Source organism: Cupriavidus sp. 22TCCZM04-2 (assembly GCF_057798895.1).
On sequence record NZ_JBYOJS010000003.1, the window covers coordinates 347,710 to 369,812 of the forward strand.

17 protein-coding genes are annotated in these 22,103 nt (G+C 61.1%); 13 read left to right on the forward strand and 4 right to left on the reverse strand.

What is annotated here, in order from left to right:
* The first annotated feature begins 256 nt into the window (after positions 1–256).
* The 11 genes from AC3FKG_RS07535 (at position 257) to AC3FKG_RS07585 (ending at position 14,463) form a co-directional block, all read left to right on the forward strand.
* Positions 257–1,102, forward strand: a complete 846-nt coding sequence (locus AC3FKG_RS07535) for a helix-turn-helix transcriptional regulator (RefSeq protein WP_488742772.1) — start codon at positions 257–259, stop codon at positions 1,100–1,102.
* Positions 1,103–1,190: 88 nt separating this feature from the next.
* Positions 1,191–1,832: a LysE family translocator gene (locus tag AC3FKG_RS07540; RefSeq protein WP_488742773.1), complete on the forward strand. Its 642-nt coding sequence runs from the start codon at positions 1,191–1,193 to the stop codon at positions 1,830–1,832.
* A 524-nt stretch (positions 1,833–2,356) separates the two neighbouring features.
* On the forward strand, positions 2,357–2,644 hold the full coding sequence (locus AC3FKG_RS07545; RefSeq protein ID WP_488742774.1) for a hypothetical protein: 288 nt from the start codon (positions 2,357–2,359) through the stop codon (positions 2,642–2,644).
* Positions 2,645–3,526: 882 nt separating this feature from the next.
* A complete protein-coding gene (locus AC3FKG_RS07550) occupies positions 3,527–4,318 on the forward strand; it encodes an ABC transporter permease (protein ID WP_483711129.1) in 792 nt (263 codons plus the stop codon).
* On the forward strand, positions 4,315–4,977 hold the full coding sequence (locus tag AC3FKG_RS07555; RefSeq protein ID WP_488742775.1) for an ABC transporter ATP-binding protein: 663 nt from the start codon (positions 4,315–4,317) through the stop codon (positions 4,975–4,977). The genes AC3FKG_RS07550 and AC3FKG_RS07555 overlap by 4 nt, the downstream gene beginning before the upstream one ends.
* Entirely contained in the window at positions 4,974–6,098 is a 1,125-nt protein-coding gene (locus tag AC3FKG_RS07560; RefSeq protein ID WP_488742776.1) for a KpsE/RkpR family capsule polysaccharide export protein, read from the forward strand. Before AC3FKG_RS07555 ends, AC3FKG_RS07560 begins: the two co-directional genes overlap by 4 nt.
* A gap of 101 nt (positions 6,099–6,199) precedes the next feature.
* The gene (locus AC3FKG_RS07565; RefSeq protein WP_488742777.1) at positions 6,200–7,849 is read left to right on the forward strand and encodes a polysaccharide biosynthesis/export family protein; all 1,650 of its coding nucleotides are present in this window, start codon (positions 6,200–6,202) and stop codon (positions 7,847–7,849) included.
* Between the two features lie 23 nt (positions 7,850–7,872).
* Entirely contained in the window at positions 7,873–10,131 is a 2,259-nt protein-coding gene (locus tag AC3FKG_RS07570; RefSeq protein WP_488742778.1) for a capsular polysaccharide export protein, LipB/KpsS family, read from the forward strand.
* Between the two features lie 25 nt (positions 10,132–10,156).
* A complete protein-coding gene (locus tag AC3FKG_RS07575) occupies positions 10,157–11,119 on the forward strand; it encodes a KpsF/GutQ family sugar-phosphate isomerase (protein WP_483711134.1) in 963 nt (320 codons plus the stop codon).
* On the forward strand, positions 11,103–13,109 hold the full coding sequence (locus AC3FKG_RS07580) for a capsule polysaccharide biogenesis protein (RefSeq protein WP_488742806.1): 2,007 nt from the start codon (positions 11,103–11,105) through the stop codon (positions 13,107–13,109). Before AC3FKG_RS07575 ends, AC3FKG_RS07580 begins: the two co-directional genes overlap by 17 nt.
* 4 nt (positions 13,110–13,113) lie before the next feature.
* Positions 13,114–14,463, forward strand: a complete 1,350-nt coding sequence (locus tag AC3FKG_RS07585) for a capsule polysaccharide biogenesis protein (RefSeq protein WP_488742779.1) — start codon at positions 13,114–13,116, stop codon at positions 14,461–14,463.
* 87 nt (positions 14,464–14,550) lie between these two features.
* Here the strand turns inward: AC3FKG_RS07585 and AC3FKG_RS07590 are convergent, their stop codons facing one another.
* Entirely contained in the window at positions 14,551–14,811 is a 261-nt protein-coding gene (locus AC3FKG_RS07590) for a hypothetical protein (RefSeq protein WP_483711137.1), read from the reverse strand.
* Positions 14,812–14,892: 81 nt separating this feature from the next.
* Positions 14,893–15,153, reverse strand: coding sequence for a hypothetical protein (locus AC3FKG_RS07595; RefSeq protein WP_483711138.1), 261 nt, complete (start codon positions 15,151–15,153; stop codon positions 14,893–14,895).
* A gap of 97 nt (positions 15,154–15,250) precedes the next feature.
* Here AC3FKG_RS07595 and AC3FKG_RS07600 point away from each other — a divergent pair, with 97 nt between their 5' ends.
* Positions 15,251–15,739, forward strand: a complete 489-nt coding sequence (locus AC3FKG_RS07600) for a hypothetical protein (protein ID WP_488742780.1) — start codon at positions 15,251–15,253, stop codon at positions 15,737–15,739.
* Between the two features lie 129 nt (positions 15,740–15,868).
* The gene (locus tag AC3FKG_RS07605) at positions 15,869–16,198 is read left to right on the forward strand and encodes a hypothetical protein (RefSeq protein WP_483711140.1); all 330 of its coding nucleotides are present in this window, start codon (positions 15,869–15,871) and stop codon (positions 16,196–16,198) included.
* A 35-nt stretch (positions 16,199–16,233) separates the two neighbouring features.
* Here AC3FKG_RS07605 and AC3FKG_RS07610 read toward each other — a convergent pair whose 3' ends face one another.
* Together AC3FKG_RS07610 and AC3FKG_RS07615 are read right to left on the reverse strand one after the other, a co-directional pair.
* Positions 16,234–21,069, reverse strand: a complete 4,836-nt coding sequence (locus AC3FKG_RS07610; protein WP_483711141.1) for an NAD-glutamate dehydrogenase — start codon at positions 21,067–21,069, stop codon at positions 16,234–16,236.
* Between the two features lie 207 nt (positions 21,070–21,276).
* Positions 21,277–21,804: a MarR family transcriptional regulator gene (locus tag AC3FKG_RS07615; RefSeq protein ID WP_488742781.1), complete on the reverse strand. Its 528-nt coding sequence runs from the start codon at positions 21,802–21,804 to the stop codon at positions 21,277–21,279.
* Positions 21,805–22,103: the final 299 nt, after the last annotated feature.

Below are 22,103 nucleotides of genomic sequence, written 5' to 3' on the forward strand. Positions count from 1 at the left end.
CCTTCCGCGCAATGTTTCTCATACCGCTGCCGCGCTCGCTGGCTCTCTTACAAGCGGTCTCTGCGCCGCTGTACGTGAACCGATTCCTGGTATGCGTGCAGATCACCGGCGCCATTGCCTTTATCTTGCCGGCCTTGGCGCTATCAAGCGCCGTTGGCACCCGGCGCAATTCTTGCCGTGAAGCTTCTGCGCAGAGTAGCATCTGCACATTGAGCATCTTCTGGAATGCGATTCAATCAACGCCGAAGCGCACTGAATGTCAGCCCATTCGCCTTTTCGTGCGGCGCTGCGCAGGGATCCAACCCAAGCGTTCTGGCGCGACCCGGCCCTGCCCTTTGTCGAGAGCCGCCGCGCCTGTCATAGCCGAGCCTGCTACAAGCCGCACCACCATCCGACCTTTTCCATCGGCGCCGTCGATGAAGGCAGTAGCGTTTTCACCGGCACCCCCGACGGTCCGGTCGCGCTGCATCCCGGCATGCTCGTATTCGTGCCTGCGGCGCGCGTGCATGCCTGCAACCCGTCTCCCGACACCGCCTGGAGCTACCAGATGCTGCATCTGGACGCGGCCTGGTTCCTGGACGTCCGGAGGGAGTATGCGCAGGCCAGTCCGTTGGATGCCGAGCCGATACGGGTTGTGACCGACCCATCGGCCTACGCGCGCTTCTGCCAGCTCAACGCGTTGCTGTTCTCCGAGGTCCGCCCGTGCGACAAGGAGGCAGCGTTGATCGAGTTCATCGGCGACTGCGACACAAGGCAGGGCGTGCGCATCGAGGCGCCTGGCGTTCCGTCGAACCTGGCCGGGCAAATCCGGCCGGCTCTGGATTGCCTTCACATCGCGCCTGCCTCCGGCATTGCTCTGGACGAACTGGCGCAGCTGGCTGGCATGAGTCGCTACCAGTTGATCCGCGCTTTCCGTGCTGTCACCGGCATGACACCGCATGCCTGGCAACTGAACCAGCGCATCAACCTCGCCAGGGAGCGGATCCGGGGTGGAGACCGCATCTCGGACGTGGCCCAGCACCTCGGCTTTGCCGATCAAGCGCATTTCCAGCGCGTGTTCAAGGCGTATGCAGGCGTCACACCGGGATGCTTCGGCGCTTAGCGTCGGAAACGGTACGACTGCAATTTCCTTCAATACAGAACGCGCGGCGCCGGGCACACTGCGAAAAAAACTCGTGTGTGTACCTTAAATGCAGCAGTTCCTGATGATCGCCGCAGCGCATTTCCTGGCGCTGCTTTCTCCCGGCCCGGATTTCTTTCTGATCGCCCGAACGTCCTTGTCCGCCGGCTGGCGCGTCGCCAGCGGCGCCTGCCTGGGCATCGCCATTGCCAATGGGTTGTGCATCGCCGCTGCCTTTGCTGGCACCGCCGCGTTGCGGCCGGACACGACATTGTTCGTCGTCGTGCAACTGGCTGGTTGCGCCTATTTACTCTATCTCGGCGTGCTATTTGTACGCTATGCCGGCTGCAATGACATCAATATGGCAGCATCCGGAGGCCGGGACAATCTGCCCACGCATCCACTCGACGCTTGGCGGCGGGCCGCCGGCATGGGTTTTCTCTCTGGTATCCTCAACCCGAAAAATGCCTTGTTCTATGCCAGCCTGGCGGCGATGCTGACAGGCCCTCACGCCAGTGCAGGATGGAAGACGCTCTACGGCACGTGGATGTTCAGTGTCGTGCTGCTATGGGACGTGGTGATTGCCGTCTTGATCGGCCACCAGGAAGTGCCGCGTCGCTTCGCACGGACTCTGCCCTGGCTCGAACGCATCTCCGGGGTCGCTTTAATCCTGCTCGCACTCGGCGTCATCACGGTTTTCTTGCTGCGTTGAAGAGCCCCTTGTGATGGTTGCCTGAATCCGTCACGCGCGCCGGCCGCTTACGTCAAGCACTCTGGTGGACACGTAGGTGCGGGCCCCATCTGGCCATTCCACGCGCACCTCGGTTGGACTCACGACGCGGGTAACGGTCAGGCGCTTGCCGCGAAATATCCAACTGGTGCCGGGCTTGTACAGGCTCGCGCGGCATGCCGTGCGGCGTTGTCTGCTATTCATGGTTGGGAGGGGCAGGCCGCCGTTCGGGCGGGTTGTGGTTTTCATCAGCTCGGTGGCGCGTCGGCCTCGCGCTCGATTCGGGGAGGGCGTCATGCAGGCGAAAGCTTACACGAACCCGCCCGGAGGGCGGCCGGTGTCGGAGTCCGCGAGTACCCGACGATCTGACCAGGTGGAGGTCAGCGTTGTGGCTTGGTAGGGGCCGCAGGGAGAGTTCCAGGAATGGGCGTTGCCGTAACGCTTTGATACAGAAGTTCAAGGCGGGTGTCGCTATTCTGGCCCTCTCAATGCAACACAACTGCCTCATGTCCCGAATCCCAATCGCCGCTCTGTCGCTAGTTCTCTCTTGCGTACTGGCCTCGCCAGTTGCACGCGCCGACGGCGCCGACTACAAAGAGAAATTCCGTAGCGGCCCCTGCAAGGTCGAGCGCGAGCAAAAGCGAGATGGCGGGTACAAGGAGGAGCGCAAATGCAAGGGCGGTCCTCCTGGCTATGAGCAGAAGCAGAAGTACCGCGAAGGCCCCTGCATGATCGAACGCGAGTGGAAAAGCAACGGTGACTACAAAGAGAAGGTCGAATGCAAGCACTCGTGAGTGAGTGTTTGTCCGCTTGCTATGACGATCGGAATGGTTCGCTCAAGGAGCTTTCATGAGCTTGTTCGCGTCTCGCTAGGGGCACGCAAAACGGGGAGCTTGCCTCTTTTTGGTCCCGATCTGAATTCGTTTTTCGTTTGTGGCGCAGGGTGGTGCGACGCCATTCCAATTAGAAAACCAGCGGCCGGGTTTTGATTCTCCCCCCCCGTGCTCAGTGCGCAGCGGAAAACTTCATGCGTGCGCGACGCCCCCGCAATACTTTCTGGATCGTCTTGTAGCGCGGGTGCGCGTCCGGGGCAATACGGGTGGCTGCACACCACTACATTCGCGCGGCGCAGCGCCTACCTGATCCCTTCGAGCCCGTCTGAACCGAGTTCGGGATGCAGCAGCCAGGTCTTCCATGAAGGTGCCGAGCTTGCGCTTTTCCTCTGCTGCCATGGCCGAACCTTTAGGCCCGATCTCTTCGGTGAATTCAGCGCCCAGCGCACGCACGTGCCGTGGCAAGTGGGACGGCCCAAGGTTGACGAAATGTCGTCCACCCGGCTCCGCGCCGGGAATCCACGGCGCTGACACCGGTTGGCGTGCACCTATTTGATACGGTAAGCACGTCGTCACAGAGTTTCGGATTCCTCCTATCTGGCAGCAACCGATCCGCCGCTAATCTTTGCCAGTCACTGCATCTTTGCTTCGTGTCATGGATCCGTAGCCGATCCGACGCTAGTCTTTTCTGTTCAATACTGCGTGTTTGCTTTCCTTCATGACCCTATTTCGCAATTCCGTTGTGTGTGCCCGTTGCAGTCCCGGAGCAGTTCTCCTGCGCAATGTTTGTGGCGCAAGCCGGTGGGCGTTCGTCTTCGGATTCGACGGCCCGGGCTACACGCAATGACCCGGACGACCGTCCGGTCCGATCTCTTCGTCGCGGTGTCGGTATGGGAAGCGCTGTTCCTGCGGGAGGCGGGCGCCCGGCTTGCGGAAAGGCGTGCTGCCTGGTTATGGATCTTGCTCGAGCCTGCCACACACATCGTTTTCCTGATGGTTGTGCTGGGTGTCATCCGGCATCAGTCCAGGCCGGATGCAAACATGGAGGTGTTCATTCTGGTTGGCGTGTGGGGGTTCTTTCTGGTGCGCAATGTGGCGGGCCGTTGCATGGAATCCATCAATGCGAATCAGGCGCTGTTTGCCTATCGCCAGGTCAGGCCTGTGGACACTGTGCTGGTACGTTCCGCGCTGGAGGCTTTTCTCGGCTTGATTGTCGGCGCAGTGCTGCTCGGGGCCCTGGCGCTGTTCCACATCGATGTGCTGCCGAGCAACCCCCTTCTCGTCGCTTGCGCAGTTTTCCTGTTGTGGGCGCTTGGGTTGGGCCTCGGGCTCAGCTCCTCCGTAGTGGGAACACTGCTTCCGGAAGCGGGCAAGCTCATCCGTCTTACCTTTACGCCCCTGTATTTTCTTTCAGCCGTCATGTACCCGGTTTCCGGCTTGCCTGTTGGCATGCGTAATGCCGTGCTAGCCAATCCGATCGTGCATGGGCTGGAGTCCATGAGGGCCGGTTACTTTGCCGCGTATCGGGGCGATGAGCATGTCAGCCTGGGCTACCTGGGCTTTTGTGCCCTGACGGCAACGTTCCTGGGCCTGGCGCTGCATCTGCGCTTCTCGGCCAGATTGGCTTCGCAATGATCGAGATACGCGATATCCATAAGCGCTATCGCACCAGCCATGGTTCGAAGTGGGTGCTGCATGGCGTGACGATCAATATTCCCGCGCGCAGCCGGCTCGCCTTGATTGGTGCAAATGGCGCAGGAAAATCCACGCTACTGAGGCTGGTGGGCGGCATCGATCAACCCAGCAGCGGCCGCATTATCCGAAATTGCCGTGTGTCGTGGCCCCTCGGCCTGTCCGGTGGTTTGCAGGGCTCGCTCAGTGGCAGGCAGAACACCAAGTTTGTCTGCAGGATCCATGGCGTCGATCGCGATCTGGCCGAAAAGGTGGAGTTTGTGCAAGCGTTCTCCGATTTGCACGACGCCTTTGACGAACCGGTGAAAACCTATTCATCCGGCATGCGTTCCAGGCTCGCTTTCGCCATGTCGATGGCATTCGATTTCGATACCTATCTCGTCGACGAACTGACTGCAGTCGGTGATGCGGCCTTCAAGCGAAAGTCCAAAAAGGCATTTGAAGATCTGGCCGGCAGGGCAGGGCTGGTGATGGTGTCTCACAGTGAATCCACGCTGCGAAATTTTTGTCAGTCGGCGCTATGGCTGCACCGCGGACACGCAACTTTCTTTGATTCGGTTGACGATGCCCTGCGTGCATACCGGGAAAGCATTGCAGCATGATCGAGACGTTAAAGTTGGGTAGCGCGGCAAGACTCCGCCGCTTTCGTGCGCTGAACCTTGTATGGCAGGTCGCGGCGGGGCTATGCATGGCCGCCGTTGTCTACTGGGGCTTGATTGCCTCTGATCTTTATGTGTCCGAAGCTCGCGTGGTAGTGGAGCGCAGTGATGGTGTGGGCAGCAACGCCAGTGATTTCTCGTCACTGCTGCTGGGCAATACTGCACCGCAGGACCTGTTGCTGTTAAGGGACTACCTGCAGTCCGTCGACATGCTCAGGAAGCTCGAGGCCAGAATCCCTCTGCGGTCGCATTACGCCGACTCTCACAGGGACCCGCTGTCCAGGCTGTGGTTCGAGGATGCCTCGATGGAGCGCTTCCATGACTATTACCTGCGGCGCGTCAGCGTCGAGTACGACGACTTCTCGCACGTTCTGCAGATTCGTGCCGAAGCCTACACGGCGGAGATGGCGCACGCGATCGCATGCGAACTGGTCAGCGAGGGCGAGCGATTCATGAACGAGGTGACGCATCGCATCGCAAGCGAGCAGGTCGTCTACATTGAAAAGCAAGCGCGCGAGCAGGGTGAGCGTCTCAAGGCTGCACGCCAGGCGCTACTGGGCTTCGAGAATGCCAATGGACTGGTATCGCCGCGTGCAGAGGTGGAAAGCCTTTCTTCGGTGGTGGCTAATGCCGAGGGCACGCTGACCGAGCTGAACGTCAAGCGCAATGCCTTGATGGACGTCTTTACGCCGCAATCTCCGGCGATCCAGCAACTGGACGCACAGATCGCCGCCGTGGAACGGCAGATCGCAGCGCAGCGCGGGCGCATGGTTTCCAGCAAGGGTAAGGGGCTGAACAAGGTGGTTGAAGAGCATGACCGCCTGCAGGCGGCGGCCGAGTTCGCCTTCGACATCTACAAAACGGCGCTTGGCGCGCTGGAGAAGGCGCGTATCGATGCGACGCGCAAGCTCAAGAATGTTGCGGTGGTGCAGAGCCCGACTCTGCCGGAGTATCCCCTCCAGCCGCGGCGCGTCTACAACATCGTGGTGTTCGTGCTGGTGACCGCAATGCTGGCCGGTCTCGTGCAACTGCTGAGCGCCATTATTCGCGATCACCGAGACTGAACATGTGTCGCCGATTTCTTGCCCTATTCATTCTTATGGGCCTTTCGTGCAATCATGGCGCCGTGGCTCAGTCCAGCATGCGTACCGCGCAGCTTGCGGCCATGAGCCAGCCGGACTTTGCCGTCCAGGCGGCCCAGGGGAACTTCCTTCCAGCTACCAACATTTCGTCGGTTCCCGCCAATACGAATGCGGCGGCCGTGCCGGCGCACACGGATCAGCCGCTTCCGGTCACTGCGCCGCAGAATAATGATTACTCGGCGAACATGGACAGCGACGCCTTTGGCGCCCAACTGTTCACGGGAGCGTTCAGCCGCGACAGTGCGTCGGTTTTCAATCCTGGCCATGTGATTTCCGTTGGGGATCGCGTTCAATTGCGCATCTGGAATGGATACAACGTTGATACGGTACTGACCGTCGATGCGGGCGGGAACATCCTGCTGCCCGAGGTAGGACCCTTCCGCGTGCAAGGCACTACCAACGGAAACTTGCAGAAGGCGATCGGTGATGCACTGCGCCGGGTATTTGCCAGCAAGGTGTCGATCTATGCCAGCTTGCTGGCGGCGCAACCCGTGCGCGTCTACGTGACGGGTGCGGTGCGCCGGCCAGGCATGTACGCCGGAAATTCCGGCGATAGCGTGCTGCGTTACCTGGATCAAGCCGGCGGCATTGATCCCGATCGCGGCTCCTTCCTTGATGTTGCGATCAAGCGAGGCAACCAGACGCTGGATATCGTGAATCTCTACGATTTTCTGCTGAAGGGCGACCTGACGTCACGGCAATTGAACAACGGGGATGTCATCTTCGTTCAGTCACGCAAGAAAACCATCAAGGTCAGGGGGCTTGCGGAGAATGCCAGGCGCTTCGAGTTCCCGGGTGAAGAAGCCAGGCTTGACCAGATCATGCGTCTGGCGAAGCCGCTTCCCGCTGCGACCAATTTGCGCGTCACGCGCAATACCGGGACGGTCAGGAATATCGAGTATTTCCCGATCTCGCAGGGCAACCAGATCAACCTGCGCGACGGCGACGAGATCGAATTCACGGCTGACAAGCGGCCAGGGACGATCACGGTGCGTGTGGAAGGCGAGCATACGGGGCCGCAGGAGTATGTGCTGCCCTACGGTAGCCGCATGGGCCAGCTGCTGAGCCAGGTGGAGTTCACGCGGGAATCCGACGCCGAGAGCATTCAGTTGTTCCGTCAGAGCGTCAAGGCGCGGCAGAAGACGTTGCTGGCGACCACGCTCAGAAGCCTGGAGTCCAGTGTGCTGACGGCGCGTTCCGGCACTGTCGAGGAAGCCCAGTTGCGCAAGGAAGAAGCGGCGCAGGTACTGCAGTGGGTGGAGCGCGCCAGGAAGATCGAGCCTAGCGGGCAGACCCTCGTCGCCAAATCCGCGGTCCGCAACGACTTGCTTCTCGAGAATGGGGATGTGCTGCGCGTGCCGGTTAAGGACGGACTGGTGCTGATCAGCGGGGAAGTGCTCTTTCCGAACGCCGTGGCCTATGAAAAGGGCATGGACCTGGATGACTTTATCAGGCAGGCCGGCGGGTTCTCGCAAAACGCCGATACCTCCCGCGTCATCATCGCTCATCGGGACGGCAGCTTTTCGGACGGCAAGAAGGATGATGCGGTGCGCCCGGGCGACGAGATCATGGTTCTGCCGAAGATCGACTTCAAGACGCGGCAGTTTGCGAAGGATGTGTTCCAGATTCTTTATCAGATTGCGATTAGTGCGAAGGTTGTTCTTGGTCTGTGACGACAGTCATTGAAGGCCATCGGGTGAAAAACAAAAAGGGAAGCAAGATGGTTGTTGAAGCGGCAGGGGATTTCTCGGTCGACGTCATCATCGCGGTTCGATCGCGGGAAGAATACGATGTGATCGAACGCCTGCGCTGGCGTGCTGAATACCATATTCCGAAGAATTTTGGGTTCATCGTCGTTGACTACGGTTCGCAGGAATCAGAAAGCATCGAGATTGAATGTGTATGCCGGGAGAACGGCTTCAAGTATATCTTTGTGGATGCGCGCGGCGAGATCTGGAACGCTTCGAAGGCCAGGAATGTGGCGACTCTTGAATCTTCGGCTGACTATCTTGTTTTCCAGGATGTCGACTTGGTCAGCCATGTTGATTTCTATGTCTGGATAAACACCGAGATCAGGTCGTTGATTCAAAAGGCTGGCTGGCCATTCATTGTCGTCCCTGTTTCCTATCTGACGCAAGAAAGCGTCCGGCAGCGTAAAAGCGTTGCTGCGTTGGAGGACGATGATTATGCGGATCTAACTTCCGAGATCTATAACCCGGAATCGGAGCATATCGAATTTCACGCGCCAACATCGTCATATATTGTATGCCGTCGTCGTGACGCAATTTTTGTTGGAGGCCATGATCCGGCATTCGAGGGTTGGGGTTTTGAGGATTCTGATTTTGCTTTGAAGCTTCTTAGGAAAACAGAGTTGTTCAAGCCGCGCGATTTTTACAAACTAGATACGCGGAATTATCGCGATCAGGTTCAATGGAGCGGGTGGCGTGCGCTGTATCGAATCTTCGGTGATCTTTTGGCTAACAAGGGAATCTATGCATTTCATGTCTGGCATCCCGTTGCGGAGCACAGGTCGACAACCATTCGCGAGAGAAACAACAAGATATTTCAGCATAATTCAAAACTGTATTCGGATCGGCGATTTATGCCGTCGCCGTTGTGGAGTTCAAAAAGGCCGACGCATCTGTTTTTGAGTAAGAATCCTCATTCTTTTAATGCATCAATATTCGAATATTTCGATAATCCAATGCTGATTGAGGAGGGGAATGTAGAAGTCAGAAATCTCGATAGGCTGATTGATAAATATACTATCGAATGTGTGATATTTAATAATCCGTATGCGAATGATATGCGTCGCGCGATCTATGCAAGATGCAGGCAGTTGGGAGTTCGGACATTTGTGGTTGAGCGTGGTGCATTGCCATGGTCCATCTATATTGACGATGGTGGTTTTTGTGCGGACAGTGCGTCATATCAAGAAGATAGGTGGCCGGTCGAGATGGAAGAATCAGATCTGCAGGTTGCGGTGGAATACATTGAAAATCTCAAGACGACGGGTGCTGCGTTGGAGCCGCAGGCTGGACTGATTGGCGGCGCGAATCTCAAGCGGACATTGTTCGGCGAGTCGGTAGAGATCAAAATTCTTTTTGTGGCTTTTCAATCTCCCAGTGACACTACGACAAATTTCTTTTGCGGAGAAATTGGGTCATATGAGAATTTTGTCAGCGAAATAAGGTTGCTGCCGTATCTTCTCGGACCTGATTGGCGCGTAATCTACAAGAACCATCCATTGACAATCAAGAAGGCGCTGATCGAGGGGGCGCTGTGTGTGGATGCACATCATATCGGGGACATTCTTGAGATGGCAGACGCTGTCACATTGATAAATAGTGGGGTAGGGGTGTTGGCCGCGGCCTACAGAAAGCCTGTCTTCTATTTCGGTAAGGCATTCTATGCAATCGACGGCCTGAACAGATTGGTTAAATCGGGCGGGGATCTGGCGTTGGAGCTGGAAGGGCTGTTTCCTGTAGATGCGGATAAGGTAATAAGATTATATTCTTATTTGATTAATGATTTCTATTCGTTTGCCAAATGGGAACGAAAGGAGCGCGCACATACCGATAAAGCCAAGCTTTCGATATCCGAGAACATAAAGTATGACATTGTTCGCGTCGATGGCTTCGAGTGGACGTCGGTGGCCGGAAAATCGCCGGTAGATCTTCAAAACAGTTTGCTCTTTGATCGCTACAGGCTCGAGGACTATCTTCATCGAAAGGAGGCACGCGCTGGTGCGGTCAAGCGAATCGTGGCTCCCAAGACGGAAAATACCGCTGCTCCGAAGTCTACATCTGGTGGGCTCACGAATGCCGGCAATTCGGTGAATGCCTCATCGAAATCGAAACAGACGGGCGGTGTTGTATCAAGAAAGTTGAAAAAGCTTGTTAGACATCCGCGCTTGTTTTTTGTGGATGCCATAGCTAACCGATTCGGACGATAAGGCAGTGCGGAACACGGGAGCAGAAATGACAGATGCAATCAGACTTGCTCGTAACGTGGTTGCGCAGGAAATCCAGGCGCTTGACCGCATGTCGGGCCGGATCGATGCCGGATTCGGCAAGGCGGTCGACATCATCCTGAACGCGCGTGGCCGCGTCGTGCTGGTCGGCATGGGCAAGTCCGGGCTGGTGGGCAAGAAAATCGCCGCAACCATGGCATCGACCGGAACGCCGGCATTTTCCGTGCATCCGGGCGAGGCGTTCCATGGCGACCTCGGCATGATCAAGCCCATCGACGTGGTGCTGATGATCTCCAACAGCGGGGAAACCGAGGAACTGATTCGCATCCTGCCGTTCCTGGAGCACCAGAAGAACCCCGTCATCGCAATGACGGGCAAGGTCAGTTCAACCCTGGCAAGGCACGCGGATGTCGTCCTCGATATTTCGGTCGACCGTGAGGCCTGCAACAACAATCTTGCGCCGACCAGCTCGACCACCGCAACCTTGGTCATGGGTGATGCGCTCGCCGTGGTGCTGTCGGTAAATCGCGGCTTCCAGCCGGAAGACTTCGCGCGCTTCCATCCCGGTGGCAGCCTTGGCCGGCGCCTGCTGACGCGCGTCGCGGACGTGATGCACAAGGAAAACCTGCCGATTTGCGGCTTCGACACTTCCTTCCGCGATGTTGTGCAGGTGATTAACCGCGGGCGTTTGGGCATGGCACTGGTGATGGATGGGGAATCGCTGCACGGGGTCATTACGGACGGTGACGTCCGGCGCGCCTTCGATTCGGATTGCGACTACAAGTCGATCCAGGCCCGCGACATCATGTCTAAGGAGCCGAAACTGGCATCGCCCGACGAACGCTTCGCCGACGCCGAAGCGCGTATCCATGCCGAGCGCATCAGCGCGCTCGTGGTCCGCAATGACGCAGGCCGCGTGGTCGGCATTCTGCAGATCCACGACCTGGGAAGCGATGAACCAGCCGTATGAGAATGCCATAGGCATTCTTTCCGCAGGCATACGCCGCATTGAACACCTTGCCACCTTCCTCGGCGAAGAGGTGGTGGCGGTGCATCCATTGAGGCGCGCGACGCACCGCCTGAACGGCGTTGCCGGCTGGGGACGGCGGCCGAGCGCCCTCCGGGCGCAGGCCTACGCGAAGTCACGCGGCATCGATCGCTACTTGTGCCTCGAAGACGGCTTCCTGCGATCCGTGCATCCCGGCGCAAAGTCGCGAAGCTGCTCGCTGGTGGTGGACGACCTGGGCATCTACTACGATGCTTCAGGGCCGTCACGACTCGAAGAAATGATTGCGATGCCGCTTGGCGCGGCCGAGCATGAACGAGCGCAGCGCCTGATCGGGCAGTGGCGTGCCGCCGGCGTGTCCAAGTACAACTACGCTCCCGATCCAAAGGCATTGCCTGCGAAAGGCTATTTGCTTGTCATCGACCAGACGGTCGACGATGCGTCCGTGCACTTTGGGCAAGCGGGCGCCGCGAGTTTCCGGCGCATGCTGGACGCTGCGGTGAAGGCCCACCCGGCGTGCCAGGTCGTGGTCAAGGAGCATCCCGAGGTCGCCCTCGGGCGCAAGCGCGGATATCTCGGCCAGATTCTCGATGCCGGAGGCTATCCGCAAGTCTTGCGGCTGCGCGACGATGTGCATGTGGTCCCGCTGCTTCGAGATGCCAGCGCGGTGTTCGTCGTGACCTCGCAGGTCGGCTTCGAGGCGCTGATGCATGGCAAGGCAGTTTACGCCTTCGGCATGCCGTTCTATGCCGGCTGGGGCCTGACCCGCGACCAGATGCCGGCGCCATCGCGGCGAACGGCCGTGCCGCTCGAGCAGCTGGTTTATGCGGCCTTGATCCGGTACACCCGCTACGTGCTGCCGGATACCGGCCAGCGCTGCGAGGTGGAAGATGCCATCTCGCACCTGGCGTTGCAGCGGCGCTTGCGCCTGCAGTTTGCCGCTCGGCTGCATGCGGTCGGATTCTCGCGCTGGAAACGCCCGTTCCTGAGGCAGTTCCTGGCAGGACACGAGATTCGTTTCCATCGGAGGCTTGCAAAGGTCCCGCGGCATGCAACGATCTTGCGCTGGGGCAGGGCGATCGACACGGCTGACAGGCCCGACCTGTCGGTCATCACAGTCGAGGACGGGTTCCTGCGCTCCGTGGGTCTGGGGGCGCAATTGATTCGCCCCGTGTCATGGGTGTTTGACCAAAGCGGCATTTACTACGACGCGACGCGGCCATCGGATCTCGAATCCCTGCTGAACGAGGCCGGTTTCGATCACGACACGCTGGCGCGCGCTGCGGCGTTGCGTGAATCCATCGTGCGCGCCGAAATCACCAAGTACAACGTCGGGCGCGGCGCATGGGCACGGCCAACCGGGGCGAGCCACGTCGTGCTGGTCGTGGGCCAGGTCGAGTCAGACGCTTCGCTGCGTTACGGTGCAGTCCGCATTTCCACCAATCGCGCGTTGCTGGAGGCGGTGCGCCAGCGCCAGCCCAATGCCTACATTCTCTATAAGCCGCATCCGGATGTGATGGCTGGCCTGCGGGGAAATCTGGCAACGGAGTCCGAGCTGCGCGCCTTGTGCGATGAGATCGTTCCCGGCTACCCAATGCACCAGTTGATCGAAGCCGTGGACCGCGTCCATGTTCTGACTTCGCTGGCTGGTTTCGAGGCCTTGCTGCGTGGCAAGCCCGTGACGACGCATGGCTTGCCTTTCTATGCCGGTTGGGGCCTGACCGAAGACCTCTGCCACGCGCCACGCCGGCAGCGAACACTATCGCTGGACATGCTGGTGGCGGGGACACTGATCTTGTATCCCCGCTATATATCGCGCCATGAAGGAGCCGGCCTTGCTTGCGCGGAGCAGGCTGTGGCCGACCTCATGGCATGGAAGGCAGAAGGGCCACCAGCCGGCAATAACTGGTGGCGACGAATCATGCAGCCATTGTTGCGATATTGGGCCCGATAGCCATATGTTGCGCAGTGAAGCATTGCCTGCAGAGGCGTCGTTCGCGCAGATTGCGCAATATCGCCGCGTCCTGCTTCTCCAGGGTCCGAACGGCCCGTTTTTCGCGCGCCTGCGTGATTACCTGCTGGCAGTTGGGCGGCAGGTCGTCAAGGTGAACTTCAATGGCGGGGACGACTTGTTCTACCGCAAGGGCGACATCGTCCGGTTTGCCGAGCCAATGGTGGCCTGGCGCAGTTTCCTGCGCAAACTGCTTGGCGATCGCCGCATCGACGCAGTGGTGGTCTTCGGCATGTGCCGGCGCCACCATCGCGGCGCCGCGCAGGTGGCCGCGTCGATGGGCATTGCTTTCTGGGCGTTCGAGGAAGGCTATGTCCGTCCGGACTACATTACGCTGGAGCGCGATGGCGTCAACGCAGACTCGCCGCTGGGACGGCTTGCGATCCCGGATATCCCCAGGGTGCCCGGCCCGCCGAAGCCATGCAGGTTTCCGCACTCTTTCCGCAACATGGCCTTGTACTCGTTCGGCTACTTTGCCGCAGGGATGGCAGGGGCTCGCCACTACCCGTGCTACCGGCATCACAAACCTTTCGGATGGCACGAACTGTCCCAGTGGGTGAAGGCCGCTTGGCGGAAGACGCGTTATCACTGGCAGGAGAAGGGCCTGCGCAAGCGCCTGCTGAGCAGCGATCACCCGCATTTCTTTCTGGCCGCGCTGCAGGTGTACAACGATAGCCAGATCCGCGTACATAGTCCGTGGCGGCACATGCGGGACTTTATCGAGTGGACGATCCACTCTTTTGCGGCGCGCGCGCCGGCGGACAGCTTGCTGGTGATCAAGCATCATCCGATGGATCGCGGGCACACGGACTACGCGGCTGCCATTGACGCCTGCGCGGCAAGATTCGGCGTCGCCGGTCGGGTGCTCTACATCCATGACGCGCACCTGCCGTCGCTTCTGCATCGCTGCATGGGTCTGGTGACTGCCAACTCTACCACCGGATTGCAGGCGCTGTTTCACCGCGTCCCCGTGATAGCGCTGGGGCGCTGTTTCTATGCCAAACCGGGTTTGACCTTCCAGGGTCCTCTGGATGATTTTTGGAATGACCCGGGTGCGGTCGACATGGGCGCCTTTAAACGGTTCCGGAACTATCTCGTGCGGGTGTCGCAGGTCAATTCGTCGTTTTATGCCGACGATATGCTGGTACCCGTCCCGGAGCGCCAGGGCTGGCTGGGGCATCACACGACGCTGGCTCGCTCAGTGTGCGTGGTGGGCCTGTTGGCCGCGGACGCATACAGCGGCCGTTCGTGGGACCTGATCGCCGCGGTGAATATGCTTTTCTCTATGCTGGTTTGATTGGGCGGCTTATTTGTCGCAGCCGTCGCCACGTTGCTCGGGTCAGTCGCGTGGGCAGATGCGTGCCGGTTGAAGTCGCTGCCCGGCTTAATCCGCCAACGGAAACCCAAACGCATCGCCAGCTAGATCACGTTCGAACAGGGCCACCCATGCGATGCCATCCGCAGTCGCGTATTGCCCGAACTGGCTGCCGACAATACGCCCTACGTTGATGATCCTGCGCGCAGTGGCGGCATCTTCTTTCACGCTCACCTCAAAGTCTTCAGCGACAAAACCGTGCCGGCCACACGCGGCTTCAAAGGCGTCCCGTTCCACGACGGGCAGTTCGTGGTAGCGCTTCTGGACCATGGATCTCTCCCGGAGTCTGCGAGGCATCGTAGCATGCAAGCGCGCAGCTTCCACCGGCCCAGCGTTGAGCGGCCGGATCCTTCAGAGCAGCGCGAACTGCGCGCGGTCGGGACCAATGAGGGCCGGGCGGCCGACCGGGTATCGGTGGTGATCGCCGCTGGCGTCGAACGACAGGAAGTCGGGCGTCCAGCGCAAGCCTTGCAGGTGCCGCAACTCGACGCCCTGCACGACGATGGCGCCGTTGCCGACGCTGATCTGCGCGCAACTCAGGCGCATGAACTCCGCATCGTCACCGAAATAGTGCGCTTCCAGCAAGACGGAGTCGGACTCATAGAGCGGCATGGCAGGGCCCCTTAGCGATACTGTATGGATGTACAGTATAAAGGTCCGGCGCGTCTGCGTCATCCGGTCCGGACGAGAATGTGCCGGTGTGGCTGACATGCCATCGCGCCGTCCGTATTGCCGCCATTGGTATAACCTGAACCAGATACTGGCGGGAATGCCGCTGCGCGTTGCTCTACCTACCCTGGGGGCTGCCATGGCGCATTGTCAAAGCAGGGCTTGCTGGTTTGGGCTGGGCTTGCTGTCCGGCGCCGCGCTGGCTTGCCTCGTTACGTGGGCGGCAAGAAGCGCCTGCCGGCAGGCGGGAGCAAGGGCGGCCGAAGCCGTGCTCGCTGCGCAGGAGCCTGCGCTGGACCCGGAGCCATTGCCTGAAGCGGCCAGCGATATCATCGAATACCGTGGCTTCATGGTCCACGTGTTTTGCCACGCGCTGGGTGCCGGCCGGTTCAAGGCTGTGTGCGATATTTGGGAAGCGGGAGCCGTTGTGCTGGAAGGTGGTGGGCCGCCTGCCGCATATCCCACGGCGGAGGAGGCGCGGCTGGCAACGATTGCCTGGGCGCGCCAATGGGTGCAACACAATGGCTGAGCGGGGCCGCCGTCATGCCGGCGGTAAGGCCGCTTGATGGCCGGTGAATTGGTTGAACCCCTCGCATGTAGGGTAATTGCTACGTCACTTCGCGCTCAAGGAGCCGCGCCACGGACCGTTAGACAGCCCATGAAAATCTCCGATGACCCTCCCAACTCAGCCTCGAACGCCGACCTGATCGGCTGGGCTGGCGCGTCGCCCCAGGTGATTGCCAGGGTGCTGAATTCCGCGCTCTCAGCCCAGGACTTGTCGGGCTTTGCGGCGCTGCTTTCGGACATCGCCCGGGACCGGGGGCTGAAGGGCCAGCGTGCGGCGCACCAGTCGATCTATGACATGCCGTACGCCAGCCTCCTGCCCAGGCAGAAGCACCTGCTCGCGGATGCCTTCGAACTGCTCGTGCTGCTCGGCATCGAGTTCCGCCCGCGCGAGCCGGATATGCAGGGTATGGACGAAGACTGAGCGGCGCGCCTCGCCGCGCCGCTTGCGCTTCCGCTTCATTCGAGCATGCCGATCTCGCGAATGGCGACTGACAGCATCGACAGTCCCGTGGCGCCGGATGCACGCTGCTCGGTCAGCATGCGGGTGAAGCGTTCGAGCGCGCCTTGCCGGCTGGCGCGCCAGGCATCGATCAGCGCTTCAGCAGTGTCATAGTCCCCCGACTGCGCCAGCACGCTGGTCATCAGCGCGCGCTTGAGCCGTCCCAGGTCGTCGAGCGTGGTGGTGCGCGCCAGCAGGTCCCAATGCGTATCGGCGGGCAGGGCCTGCGCGCGCTCCCGCAGCCAGTTGAAGCTCAGTTGCGTATCGAGCGCGAAATAGACCCCCGCTACCAGTTCCAGCGAGCGGTTGGAGGAAGCCGCCACTTCCGCAATATCGAGCGCGGCCGCCGAGATATCACGGCCGGCGACCCGCTGGGCCAGCGCCGGCTCTACGCCGGCACCGGTCAGGGCCTGCGTACGCTCGGCCAATGCCGCGGCATCCGCTTGCGGCAGCACGGTCGGCAATAGCGGCGTGAGCCATTGGGCCGCTTGCGTGAAACGAGCCATGCCCGCCTGGGCGGTGCCGCCGGTACGCAGGTAGCGGATGAACCAGAGGCAGGCCCGCTCGAGCAACTGGCCGACGGCGCTGAACATCCGCGCCTGCTCGGCATCGGCGACGCGGTTATCCAGCGCATCGATCTCCTGCCAAAGGGCCGTCAATCCGAACACGTCGCGCGCGATCAGGCAGGCGCGCACGATATCGGCGGGGAGGGCATCGGTTTCCTCCCGCATCCGATGCACGAACGTCGCGCCGATCCGGTTGACGAGCAGGTTGGTCAGGTGCGTGGCCAGGATCTCGCGGCGCAGCGGATGCCGTTGCATGGCATCGCCATAGCGCTGGCGCAGCGGCACCGGGAAGTAGTCAACCAGCAGGTCCGCGACCAGCGTGTCTTCGGGGACATCCGAGGCGAGCAGTTCGTCGTAGAGCCACATCTTGCTATAGGCGAGCAGAACGGCGCGCTCGGGCGAAGTCAGCCCTTCGCCTGCGGCCTTGCGTTCGGCAATCTCTTCGTCGCCTGGCAGGAATTCCAGCGCGCGATTGAGGCGGCCGGCGCGTTCGAGCGAGCGGATCAGGCGGGCTTCGCCATCGAGCAGTGCGCCGCTGCTGCGGCCGGCCACCGACAAGGCCTGGGTCTGGTAGTAGTTGTCCTGCAGCACCAGCAGGCCGACTTCATCGGTCATCTCGGCCAGCAGCTTGTTGCGCTGCTTCTCGGTCATCTCGCCTTCGGCTACGACCTGGCCGAGCAGAATCTTGATATTGACCTCGTGGTCCGAGCAATCCACGCCGGCCGAGTTATCGATGGCATCGGTATTGATGCGGCCACCCCGGCGCGCGAACTCGATGCGGCCGAGTTGCGTAAAGCCGAGATTGCCGCCTTCGCCGACGACCTTGCAGCGCAGTTCGGCGCCATTGACGCGCACGGCGTCGTTGGTGCGGTCACCAGCCTGCTGATGGGTCTCCTGGCTGGATTTCACATAGGTGCCGATGCCGCCGTTGTAGAGCAGGTCCACGGGCGCCATCAGGATCGCGTGGATCAGTTCGGCTGGCGACAGCGTGCTCGCGGATATGCCGAGCACGGCCTGCACCTGCGGCGACAGCGCGATGGTCTTCGCCGTGCGCGGGAACACGCCGCCGCCTGCGGAGATAAGCCTGGTGTCGTAGTCGGCCCAGCTCGAACGCGGCAGATCGAACATGCGCGTGCGTTCCTGCAGGCTGGATACGGGATCGGGATCGGGGTCGAGGAAGATATGGCGATGGTCGAATGCCGCCACTAGCCGGATATGCGGTGACAGCAGCATGCCGTTGCCGAACACATCGCCCGACATATCGCCGACGCCGGCCACGGTGAAGTCCGTCGCCTGCGTGTCGATCCCCATCTCGCGGAAATGCCGCTTGACCGATTCCCACGCGCCGCGCGCGGTGATGCCCATCTTCTTGTGGTCGTAACCGACCGAGCCGCCGGATGCGAACGCATCGCCAAGCCAGAAGCCGTACTGGGCCGAGATCGCGTTGGCGAAATCGGAGAAGGTGGCGGTGCCCTTGTCGGCGGCGACGACAAGGTAGGGGTCGTTGTCATCGAGACGGACCACGTCTGGCGGCGGCACCAGCGCGCCGGCCACCAGGTTGTCGGTCAGGTCGAGCAGGCCGCGCAGGAAGGTCTGGTAACACGCGATGCCTTCCTGCAGGAACGCGTCGCGATCCGTTGGTGGCGGCGGCCGCTTCACGATGAAGCCGCCTTTGGAACCGACCGGCACGATAACGGTGTTCTTCACCATCTGCGCCTTCATCAGGCCCAGTACTTCGGTACGGAAATCCTCGCGCCGGTCGGACCAGCGCAAGCCGCCGCGGGCTACACGGCCGCCGCGCAGGTGCACGCCTTCGACGCGCGGCGAATAGACCCAGATTTCCCACATCGGCCGCGGCTCGGGCAGGCCGGGGACCAGCGAGGGATTGAACTTGAACGAAACGTAGGGACGCGGCTGCCCGCTGGTATCGCGGTGAAAGTAGTTGGTGCGCACGGTCGCGTTGACTACCCCGAGGAACAGGCGCAGGATGCGGTCCTCGTCGAGGTTTGGGACCTGGTCCAGCGCGGTCTCGATGTCGGCCAGCAACTGCTGGCAACGCGCTTCGCGCGTGGCGGTCGCGGCCGGGTCGAAGCGTGCGACGAACAGTGCCACCAGCGTGGCCGCGATGCCGGGATTGCCGGTCAGTGCGCCCACGATGTAGGCGTCGCTGAAGGTCGAGCCGACCTGGCGCAGGTACTTTGCATAGGCACGCAGGACGGTCACATCGCGTGCGGCCAGCTCGGCACGCAAGACCAGGCGATTGAGGTCGTCGTTCTCGATCTCGCCGTTCCACGCGCGGGCGAAGGCGTTTTCGAACAGTGCCTTGATACGTTCGATATCGAAATCGGCGCCGCTGGCGCTGTCTGCGATCTCCAGTCCGAAGTCATGGATCCAGACCGGCGCGCCGCTGTCGGGCTCGATCAGGTAGGGCCGTTCCTCGTCCACGCGCACGCCAAGGTGTTCGAGCATTGGCAAGCTGTGCGACAGCGCGATCGGCTCGCCGGCACGATAGACCTTGAAGCGGAATGCGCCGGGTACGGCCTCGATCGGGCGGTACAGGTTCATGGCGATGCCCTGGCCATGCAGGGCCTGCTCCATCAGTTCGATGTCGCGCACCGCGGTGCGGGCCGGGTAGTCTTCGCGATAGCCGGCCGGGAAGGAGCTGCCGTACTGGCGCAGCAGGGTGTTGCCCTGTTCCTCGCCACGGCTTTCGTGCAGCGCTTCGGCCAGGTCGTCCTGCCAGCGGCGGCTCGCCTGGACGATGCGCGCTTCCAGTTCCTGCGTGTCGACCTGCGGCATGCTGCCGGGATCGCCGCGCACGGTCAGCTGGATGCGCGCCAGCGGCGATTCCGACAGCAGCGGCGTGAATTCGCAGGCATTGCCATGGAAGGCGCTCATCAGGATCTTCTGAATCTTCTGGCGCAGGTCGGTGTTGTACTTGTCGCGCGGGACGAACACCAGGCACGAGACAAAGCGGTCGAAGCGGTCGCGCCGCACGAACAGGCGCGTGCGCTGATGTTCCTGCAGGCGCAGGATGCCGATCGCGATATCGAACAGATCGTCTTCGTCGATCTGGAACAACTCGTCGCGCGGATACTGTTCGAGGATCGTAACCAGCGACTTGTACAGGTGGCCCTTGGTCAGGAACCCGGCGCGGGCCAGGATGTTCGCGCACTTGCGCCACACCTGCGGAATCTCGGCAATCGGCGAAGTGTAGGCGGTGGACGTGTACAGGCCGACGAAGCGGCGTTCGCCGAACAGCTTGCCGTTGGCGTCGAGCAGCTTCACGCCGATGTAGTCGAGGTAGCCCGGCCGGTGCACGGTGGAGCGCGAATTGGCCTTGGTCAGGAAAATCGGCGAGCTGCCCTGGATGATGGAGCTGGCCGCGGCCGGCAGCGGCGTCAGGTCTTCCGCTTCGGGCGGACGCAGGCTTTCGCGCAGGATCCCGCATCCGGTATCCGGCACGCCGCGCAGGAAATAGCGCTGGTCTTGCGAGATCAGCTGGTAGTCGCGCTGGCCCAGGAACGTGAAGTGGTTGTCGAGCATCCATTGCAGGAAGGCCCGCCCTTCGGTGCTATCGGCACTGCTGGCGTCCGAGGTCTGCGCCATGGTGCCGATGGTGGCCTCGGTGATGTCGCGCATGCGCTGCCAGTCTTCCACTGCGGCGCGCACGTCGCCGAGTACGCGGGCAATGCCGGTGCGCAGCGCTTCAAGCCGCGCTTGCTCGCCGGTACGGTCCACCTCGAAATGGATAAAGGATTCCAGGCGTGAATCGCCATCGCTGTTGGCGCCGCCGAGCTCGACTTTCTCGATGCCGCCTTTGGCGCCGCGCCATACGCGGAACACCGGGTGAATCGCCGAGTGCAGCACCAGCCCCAACCGGTTGATCTCCATGGTCACGGAGTCGACCAGGAACGGCATGTCGTCGTTGACGATCTCGACCACGGTGTGGTCCGAGTGCCAGCCATGCTCTTCGAGGTTGGGGTTGTACACGCGGATACGCGCAGTACCCGGGACGAACTTTTGCGCGGTTTGCCAATGCGCCATCACGGCGCCATACATGTCGGCAACTTCCCGATGGATCAGGTCGTCGGAATCGGTCTGGTCGTAGTAGTGCCGCAGAATCGGTTCGAGCAGCTCGAACCCCGCCGCGGGCAGCCGTTCCCGCGCGAACGCAAGCATTTCTTCCTGCAGGTGTGCGACTTTTTCTTCGTTCTCCTGCGGCATGGTGCCTCCTTGCGGTATCAGGCGCGGGCGGCCGATGCCGCGCGTCTGGACGCAAGCGGTGCATGTGCCGGTGCATGCTCATACTTTAGGAAAAAACTGCACGGTGCGAGGGAAAAGTCTGCGGACGGGTGTTCGCCCGCGATCATGGCACCGACTGGCGCTGGTCGGCGCCTCCAGATGGCCTCCGCTGCCTTCAGTGGCAGTGGATCATGCGGAAGCAGACTGCATGGCGGGGGCTTTGACCGCTGCCGCGCGAACGGCCGCAGAGGGCACCGCGATCGGCTCGGCAGCCGTGCCGCGGCTGCGGCGGGCGGAATGATCGCTCAGTGTCAGCTTCATGCGCTGCAATAGCGTGCCCAGCGCCACGCGTTCATGCGAATTGAAGGGCGATACCGACACCGAGTGCAGAGCTTTTACCGCTCCCCACACGCGTTCGACTCGCGCCTCCGCCGCTGCGGGGATGCGCGGCGCGCCGGTGCTCGAGTATTCCACCCAGCCGTCGTCATGCAATTCGCCCAGCATGCGTTCGCTGGACGCGACATCGATCAGCAAGGCGCCGGGAAGCGGTTCATGACGCACGAACGCGTTCTGCCAGATCGCCCGCAGCAGGACCCATTTGCCGTAGTTAAGGCCCGAGGCCGAAAGGGTCTGTTCCAAAGCACCTTGCCAGGCCATGACCGCCTCTATCAGGGCAAGGACCACCGGTTCGTTGGGTTCGAGTGGCTTGGTATGCATGAGTTGGCGTCTCCCGATGTCTGTCGCCGACATTACAACGCTCTTGGGCCGGAGCTTGGCCGGCCCGGGCGGCACAGGCGCCGCGCCTCGAAATCAGGGTCGTTTCGGGGCGGTCTTTCCTGATGCCGCAGACACTAACAGAACCGAATGTCTTTTGTATGTCCTATAGGGTTTGTCCTGTTATGCCGGGTGTTGCACCGCTTTTCCGGGCCGGTTCGCGAAGCGGCATGAGGTGCCACGCCCACCTTTGGCGTGATTATGAAAAAAACGAATGATTTTAATGAATTTAAATCGAGGTG

Coding starts and splice junctions, on each gene's coding strand:
- AC3FKG_RS07600 (WP_488742780.1), top strand. CDS start 15,251: ATGCCATCGCGCCGTCCGTATTGCCGCCATTGGTATAACCTGAACCAG.
- AC3FKG_RS07610 (WP_483711141.1), bottom strand. CDS start 21,069: ATGCCGCAGGAGAACGAAGAAAAAGTCGCACACCTGCAGGAAGAAATG.
- AC3FKG_RS07575 (WP_483711134.1), top strand. CDS start 10,157: ATGACAGATGCAATCAGACTTGCTCGTAACGTGGTTGCGCAGGAAATC.
- AC3FKG_RS07585 (WP_488742779.1), top strand. CDS start 13,114: ATGTTGCGCAGTGAAGCATTGCCTGCAGAGGCGTCGTTCGCGCAGATT.
- AC3FKG_RS07555 (WP_488742775.1), top strand. CDS start 4,315: ATGATCGAGATACGCGATATCCATAAGCGCTATCGCACCAGCCATGGT.
- AC3FKG_RS07565 (WP_488742777.1), top strand. CDS start 6,200: ATGAGCCAGCCGGACTTTGCCGTCCAGGCGGCCCAGGGGAACTTCCTT.
- AC3FKG_RS07615 (WP_488742781.1), bottom strand. CDS start 21,804: ATGCATACCAAGCCACTCGAACCCAACGAACCGGTGGTCCTTGCCCTG.
- AC3FKG_RS07580 (WP_488742806.1), top strand. CDS start 11,103: ATGAACCAGCCGTATGAGAATGCCATAGGCATTCTTTCCGCAGGCATA.
- AC3FKG_RS07545 (WP_488742774.1), top strand. CDS start 2,357: ATGTCCCGAATCCCAATCGCCGCTCTGTCGCTAGTTCTCTCTTGCGTA.
- AC3FKG_RS07560 (WP_488742776.1), top strand. CDS start 4,974: ATGATCGAGACGTTAAAGTTGGGTAGCGCGGCAAGACTCCGCCGCTTT.
- AC3FKG_RS07590 (WP_483711137.1), bottom strand. CDS start 14,811: ATGGTCCAGAAGCGCTACCACGAACTGCCCGTCGTGGAACGGGACGCC.
- AC3FKG_RS07605 (WP_483711140.1), top strand. CDS start 15,869: ATGAAAATCTCCGATGACCCTCCCAACTCAGCCTCGAACGCCGACCTG.
- AC3FKG_RS07550 (WP_483711129.1), top strand. CDS start 3,527: ATGACCCGGACGACCGTCCGGTCCGATCTCTTCGTCGCGGTGTCGGTA.
- AC3FKG_RS07540 (WP_488742773.1), top strand. CDS start 1,191: ATGCAGCAGTTCCTGATGATCGCCGCAGCGCATTTCCTGGCGCTGCTT.
- AC3FKG_RS07535 (WP_488742772.1), top strand. CDS start 257: ATGTCAGCCCATTCGCCTTTTCGTGCGGCGCTGCGCAGGGATCCAACC.
- AC3FKG_RS07595 (WP_483711138.1), bottom strand. CDS start 15,153: ATGCCGCTCTATGAGTCCGACTCCGTCTTGCTGGAAGCGCACTATTTC.